The 468-nt window shown below is 63.5% G+C and carries 1 pseudogene; it reads left to right on the top strand.

The annotated features are described in order from the left end of the window. Nucleotides 1-468, top strand: a pseudogene (locus RGM3321_RS00175) (lipase); the annotation flags it as partial.

Here is a 468-nt window from a genome sequence, read left to right as displayed (position 1 = left end):
GGCGGAGCGTCCAAGGTCGACAAGCTGATCGGACTGGTGGCCGCCAACCACGGCACCACCGCCGTCGGTCTCGACAAGCTTGTCGACGGCCTGCCCGAGGCTGTGAAGGATTTCCTTAGCACGTGGAGCTACGACCACAACATGGAGGCCTACGGCCAGCAGCTCAAGGGCTCAGCGTTGATGCAACAGGTTTACCGTGACGGCGACACCGTCCCGGGTATCGCCTACACCGTCATCTCCACCCGGCTCGACACGACGGTCACGCCCTACACGCAAGCCTTTCTCAAGGGCGCCAAGAACATGACCGTGCAGGACGCCTGCCCTCTGGATACCTATGGCCACGGCCGCCTACCCTATGATCCCGTCGCCTACCAGATGGTGCTCAACGCCCTCGATCCGAACCACCCACGAGAGATCTCCTGCACGTGGCGGCCCCGGGTTCTGCCCGTATCCACCACGGATGCTGCA

The sequence above is a fragment of the Pseudomonas sp. RGM 3321 genome, assembly GCF_022836805.1.
Taxonomy (GTDB): domain Bacteria; phylum Pseudomonadota; class Gammaproteobacteria; order Pseudomonadales; family Pseudomonadaceae; genus Aquipseudomonas.
The sequence above is the reverse complement of the archived record's forward strand: the minus strand, read 5'-3'. Positions and strand labels throughout refer to the sequence as shown.